The organism is Pedobacter sp. (assembly GCF_041645105.1).
Lineage (GTDB): Bacteria > Bacteroidota > Bacteroidia > Sphingobacteriales > Sphingobacteriaceae > Pedobacter.
On the sequence record NZ_JBAZQQ010000018.1, the window covers coordinates 1 to 5,269 of the forward strand.

Annotated in this window: 9 protein-coding genes and 1 pseudogene; all 10 read right to left on the reverse strand. The window is 27.7% G+C overall.

The annotated features are described in order from the left end of the window. Positions 1–330: 330 nt before the first annotated feature. Positions 331–618, reverse strand: coding sequence for a hypothetical protein (locus WC623_RS24635; RefSeq protein WP_372856216.1), 288 nt, complete (start codon positions 616–618; stop codon positions 331–333). 313 nt (positions 619–931) lie between these two features. Further along, complete coding sequence (locus WC623_RS24640) at positions 932–1,114, reverse strand: hypothetical protein (protein WP_372856218.1); 183 nt, start codon at positions 1,112–1,114, stop codon at positions 932–934. A 132-nt stretch (positions 1,115–1,246) separates the two neighbouring features. Continuing rightward, positions 1,247–1,573, reverse strand: a complete 327-nt coding sequence (locus tag WC623_RS24645) for a hypothetical protein (RefSeq protein ID WP_372856220.1) — start codon at positions 1,571–1,573, stop codon at positions 1,247–1,249. Positions 1,574–1,862: 289 nt separating this feature from the next. Beyond that, on the reverse strand, positions 1,863–2,408 hold the full coding sequence (locus tag WC623_RS24650) for a hypothetical protein (protein WP_372856222.1): 546 nt from the start codon (positions 2,406–2,408) through the stop codon (positions 1,863–1,865). Positions 2,409–2,532: 124 nt separating this feature from the next. Continuing rightward, a complete protein-coding gene (locus tag WC623_RS24655; RefSeq protein WP_372856224.1) occupies positions 2,533–2,877 on the reverse strand; it encodes a hypothetical protein in 345 nt (114 codons plus the stop codon). A gap of 2 nt (positions 2,878–2,879) precedes the next feature. Continuing rightward, positions 2,880–4,235, reverse strand: a complete 1,356-nt coding sequence (locus tag WC623_RS24660) for a glycosyltransferase (protein ID WP_372856226.1) — start codon at positions 4,233–4,235, stop codon at positions 2,880–2,882. 47 nt (positions 4,236–4,282) lie between these two features. Next, on the reverse strand, positions 4,283–4,654 hold the full coding sequence (locus tag WC623_RS24665) for a hypothetical protein (RefSeq protein ID WP_372856228.1): 372 nt from the start codon (positions 4,652–4,654) through the stop codon (positions 4,283–4,285). Then, the gene (locus WC623_RS24670) at positions 4,654–4,914 is read right to left on the reverse strand and encodes a hypothetical protein (protein ID WP_372856230.1); all 261 of its coding nucleotides are present in this window, start codon (positions 4,912–4,914) and stop codon (positions 4,654–4,656) included. The genes WC623_RS24665 and WC623_RS24670 overlap by 1 nt, the downstream gene beginning before the upstream one ends. 17 nt (positions 4,915–4,931) lie before the next feature. Beyond that, positions 4,932–5,063, reverse strand: coding sequence for a hypothetical protein (locus tag WC623_RS24675; protein WP_372856232.1), 132 nt, complete (start codon positions 5,061–5,063; stop codon positions 4,932–4,934). A gap of 9 nt (positions 5,064–5,072) precedes the next feature. Next, positions 5,073–5,269 (reverse strand): annotated as a pseudogene (locus tag WC623_RS24680) (hypothetical protein); the annotation flags it as partial.

The window sequence follows — 5,269 nt, forward strand, 5'->3', positions numbered from 1 at the left end:
GTACTTTATCTGTAGCACTTGATGTTGGTAAGACACCTTTCTTAAATGCATTTTCAGAGAGTTTACCAACAAACCCTGAACCTAACAATCCTGCTGTTACACCTCCACCCTCAACGAGTGCAGTAGTTACAGCATCGCCTATCTTTTTAGAGGCATTCCCGAATTCCATTGCCATAGTTTCATTCTCCTTTAATTATCTTTTTCTGCTCGGACATTTTTTTTGTCCTTTATTTTTTCCTTTCTTACAAATTCTCATAGTTATTTACCTTTTATTGTAATTTATTATTACTTTGAATTATGTAATTTATTATTACATTAATAAGAGATTCTTTATCTCAAACCAGCTTTCTTCAAGCATGGTGCTCTGTATTCCTTAGGTCTTTGTGCACATACTGTTTTTGCACATTTTCTGCGCTCTTTGCCTCTTAGACCTTTACATGTCGATGGAACATTAGTCGCTGGTTTTCTGGGTACAGATTTTACCGCTTTTACAGATTTTGCTCCAGATGCAGTTTTTGTTCCTTTAACATGCACAGGACATACAGTTTTTACATGAACATGACTGCCAACAATTTTAGCATGTCCAGTACAACCTGATGTCTTTTTATGTTTTGTCATAATTAATTACTTCTTCCTTTTACCGCAATTTCCACTCTTTTTCATGACACATGGACATTTAGTTTTGTGGTATGTGGTTTTAGAAACTACACTTTTTCTCTTATTCTTAGAACCTTTCGGTCTTCCTACTTTCGCCATTTTATCACCTTTGTTTAATGATTTGTTGAATGTTATTTTTTATCGTTAATAATTATTGTTAAATAATTATCTCTTTGGATGTTTTCTGCATCCGCATTTCTTTCTTCCATATTTGCATTTCTTCATTATTTCACCTCTTTTTACTTATATGAGATTTAACTTTTATTTTCTTTATTTACCGAAATTTTCGGATTTTTACTTTTATACATTTCTTGAATGTAGTGCCTTTCTTTCCTTTACATGCATGTGCAGCTTTGGCAAGAGGCGAACCTGTGCCACTTCCTCTGCTTCTATGCATACCTTTCTTACCAGAGGAAGTTTCGCCTCCACCTGATATTACTTGACAACTTAGTTTCATTGTTTTCACGTTCCTTTAGAGGTTTATTTTAGTTTTATTTTATAGTTTATTTCTATAGTTTATCTCATATATAACAACAAAAATTTGATTTAATAATTTTAATGAAATTTAACATTCTTTTTTATATTTATTTTATGCTTTAATTTCTCTTATATGATAGGATTCCCATTCTTCTTTTGGATGGAGAACCATGAATAATTCTTTTTCTTTACAAGAAGTTTTGTTTCCTTTTTTGGTTAAGTCACTTACAAGACATCCTGCATATACAATATGATCATTCACTACATATGATTTTAAATTTGCACTTTCTGGATCTTCCCATATTACTGCAACATATTCTCTTCCTTTATGTGTAGTAATTTCTATTTTAGGAATTTTAAATCTATCATCATCCAGTTCATCAAATGGCATAGAAATATATTCTACTTTATCACCATCACTATCTATGATGGTTAGCATAACGGGAAATATGCAGGGACAGGTAATATTAAACACCTTCTTCTTTTATTGATACCATTGATGATTTCCTATTATTTTTGGTTTATTTACTTTAATTTGAGGTTGGGCGGTTTAAGCCCTATATAATAGATAAAACGTTATTTGAGTATATAAACCTGTAATATAATTACCATACGTTACCATTTTTGACAGGGTTGACATTACATTTATATTATTAAGTAAATAAAAGTTTATAAATTTTTAAACTTAAAAATTTATATAAAAAAGAAAATATATATGAACAAAAAAATTACTTTAAGTTGATATTTAAATTACTATTATTTGTATCAATTTCCTTAAAATAATTCATAATAGATAATTTAAATCCATCTTTAATTGGAATTCCATTATTTTTACATAAATTTGATAATATAGTCCAATTTTTTTCGCCAACTTTTACTTGATGTCTTATACATTCTCCAACTTTCATTTGACGTTCTATTTTACTAATTAAAATTTTATTTTTTGTCCATTTAATGATAATATCATCTATTAAGTATCTTTCATCTATTACATATGTTGTGATTGTTTTTAATATACTTAGAAGATATTTTGTTTCTTCATCTACATTTACTCTTTCAACTGTAGTTGGATTTTCATCGTTATGGAATATCATTCCATTATTTTCTTTGTGATATTTATATTCATTATTTAATTTGTATCTACTTTCATCTATAGAAGATTTATAGTCTGGATCATACTCTATACCTAACATTTCACATATTTTTTCATTATTATTTTTGAAATATAAATCGATTAAATTTTGTATCAAAGGTTCAATATTTATGTTATCCATTATTTATTAAATCTCCTATAAAGTAAGTATATAAAAGTAATTAGAACTGCTAAAAATAATAATATTCTGTAGAATTTTTCTACTTCCATATAGAAATCCTCATTTTATAACAGTTTGATGTTATTTATAATAATTCTCTAATTATACAAGCAGACCATCTATCTTTTAATTTATAACCAGCAATTTCATATTCTTTATTAAATTCTAATGGTTTATTATAATTTATAGATGGAAAATAAGAATTTTCTGAAGTCTTATATATGTAAATTTCTTCATCTTCTCCTGTAAATTTATTATTTCTTGTAAATGTATGTATCAATTCTAAAATTTTTATTTTTCCAATATAATATTCATCAATTTTTAATTCAGTGTACGATGGATATATTTTTTCTCTATTTTTCTTATCCCATATATCTTCTCGTGATCTTTTATCAAATTCTGGAAAAGAATTGTGTAACTTGTTGAACATTATTATTTCATCTCAGTTATTAGTTTATTCCATTTCTTTACTATGGCATTCCATGTGTGTGGTTCTACAAAGTCAAGACAATTTTCAGAACATTTTTTTCTCATGTCTTTATTAGTGTACATCTCTTTCATTAAAATTGACAAATTTGAAATATCAACGAGTTCTCGTATTGTTGAGTCTGTTATCATATCAAAATCACTTATTTTTGCAAGTAATCCTCGATTATCATTATTTTTGGTATCATTATTTCCAATTAATTCAGTTAAAGATGTACAATTAGGAGCTATTTGTGGTATTCCACAAGCCATAGATTCTAAATGAGTGAGACCAAATCCTTCTGAACTAGTTGAAGATACATGTGTGTCAGATAAATTATATAATATTGATAATGCATTTTCTGACCATCCAGATGATCTCCATGTTCCATATGAGAATGATATGTTATCTTGGATTTTCAATCTATTACACAATTCTGGAAGATCTTTAATTCCAGTTGGACTTTGAGGTTGACAGTGTAAATGTAAGTGAATTCTATCTTTCATTTGTTTAGATTCGAGAAGGAGAGAAAATGCCATTAATAATCGATTAATTTTTTTTCTTAGTAAATGATTTTGACCAACAAATAAAAATACAAATTTATTATTAAATTCTTCTTTCAACTTATAAATTGGTAAATCACATATTTCTGTCCATTTATTATCTTTATATTTACATATTGAAATTAACTCATCTTTAAAGTTTGGACAGAACATTTGTTCTGCAGGTGGAATGTTACATTTATAACATCCATGTTGAGATAATTTTCTTGGATCAAGTGATTCTTTACCCATTTCAGTTGAATAGAAACAATATCTTATTGTAAGCTCTGACGTTGAGAGACTCTTAAATATGTTTTCATTATAACCATGATAAATGTAACCAACAGATTGTACATCTGCTTTTAGCATTTCATTAAATCCATATGCACATTGTGCAACTACTCGACCACCATTATGTACAATTCTATTTAACGATTGCACTACATAATCAGGAATCCCAACTCCTTCAATTGGAGTATAAACAATAATTTTTGGAAATACTTTAGTTAATTCTTGTACATCTGTGTACATTTCACCGATATAAAATACGACATCTGGATCAACTTGCATTAAATTATTTTTAAACTGTTCAACTTCACTTGTATGAGTTGCTAATGGTAAACATTCAATTCCATAAGTATATTCTGGAACTATAGCAGTTTGTAATCCAGACATTGTTACAGTATGACCTAATCTTTTCAATTCTTGTGCAAGATTCTTAGTTACTATTGAGAATCCGCTGTTAGTTTTTAAACTGTTTGATAAAAAGTGTATTTTCATTATTTGTTAGTTCTCCTATATTTATTGGTCCTTTTTATATTCTATATTTAGTTTATTGATACATCACGTTGTTCTTTTTTTGGATGAAGTGCAAATTCTTTTTCAAGATGAGCAGATTCAAATTTTAAACGAACAAAATTTTCAATATCTTCTTTAGTTGGAAATTTTCTTATTAATATAATATCTGATCTTGGAACATCTGTCCATAATCTTCCTTCTGAATCTATAAAATGACATATTATTTGATGTGTTATATCATGTTCACAGAAAATTATATCCATAATTTCAATTTCTTCTGGAACACTCCAAAATCGTAATACTACAGAAAATCTTGGAATCATTTTAGGTTTGATGGATTGTTCATTTAATACTTGTTCATCGACAACTTTTTCATCTTTTTGAACTTCATCTTCAGACATTATAACTTGATTCCTCCATCTACTTTTCTTGCAAATTTAATTGGATTACTTTTTACATCTTTTGCAGCTTTTGTGATGTCATGAACCATCTTTTTTTGTTCTTCTGCCTCGTAATTATCTATAAGGTGAGGATGCTGTAATATTTGTTGAGTTAGTAAGATTCTTAACTGTTCATCTGGTAACATAGCCATTCGTCTTATGTAATTTACTTGACTATCTACCATCTGCTGTACTTTTGGATCGAGTGTATCTAATGACATATTTACTCCTTTTTTATTTATATTATGACTTCTTCAAATTTAACTATTTTATATCCTCTTTTTTTGAGTTCAATTAATCTACTGATACTGATACCAGTTCCATCTCTTATTTTTTTCATTTCAGTTAGTTCTTTATTTTCGATTTTCATGATTTTGTTTTAAATTTCTTTATTTTTAGGTCTCGTATATATAAATTCTTCTAACATTTTAAAAGATACTGAATCTTTATATTGATGTAATGGATGTTTCATAAAATATGCAGATGGAGCTTCCAGTACACCACCAACATTATTATCTAATGCCCATTTTATACATCTTATAGCATCTATAACAACACCAGCAGAATTTGGTGAAT

Excerpts from the sequence above, each read along its gene's own strand:
- WC623_RS24645 (WP_372856220.1), bottom strand. The coding sequence starts at position 1,573 with ATGCTAACCATCATAGATAGTGATGGTGATAAAGTAGAATATATTTCT.
- WC623_RS24635 (WP_372856216.1), bottom strand. The coding sequence starts at position 618 with ATGACAAAACATAAAAAGACATCAGGTTGTACTGGACATGCTAAAATT.
- WC623_RS24655 (WP_372856224.1), bottom strand. The coding sequence starts at position 2,877 with ATGTTCAACAAGTTACACAATTCTTTTCCAGAATTTGATAAAAGATCA.
- WC623_RS24640 (WP_372856218.1), bottom strand. The coding sequence starts at position 1,114 with ATGAAACTAAGTTGTCAAGTAATATCAGGTGGAGGCGAAACTTCCTCT.
- WC623_RS24675 (WP_372856232.1), bottom strand. The coding sequence starts at position 5,063 with ATGAAAATCGAAAATAAAGAACTAACTGAAATGAAAAAAATAAGAGAT.
- WC623_RS24670 (WP_372856230.1), bottom strand. The coding sequence starts at position 4,914 with ATGTCATTAGATACACTCGATCCAAAAGTACAGCAGATGGTAGATAGT.
- WC623_RS24665 (WP_372856228.1), bottom strand. The coding sequence starts at position 4,654 with ATGTCTGAAGATGAAGTTCAAAAAGATGAAAAAGTTGTCGATGAACAA.
- WC623_RS24650 (WP_372856222.1), bottom strand. The coding sequence starts at position 2,408 with ATGGATAACATAAATATTGAACCTTTGATACAAAATTTAATCGATTTA.
- WC623_RS24660 (WP_372856226.1), bottom strand. The coding sequence starts at position 4,235 with ATGAAAATACACTTTTTATCAAACAGTTTAAAAACTAACAGCGGATTC.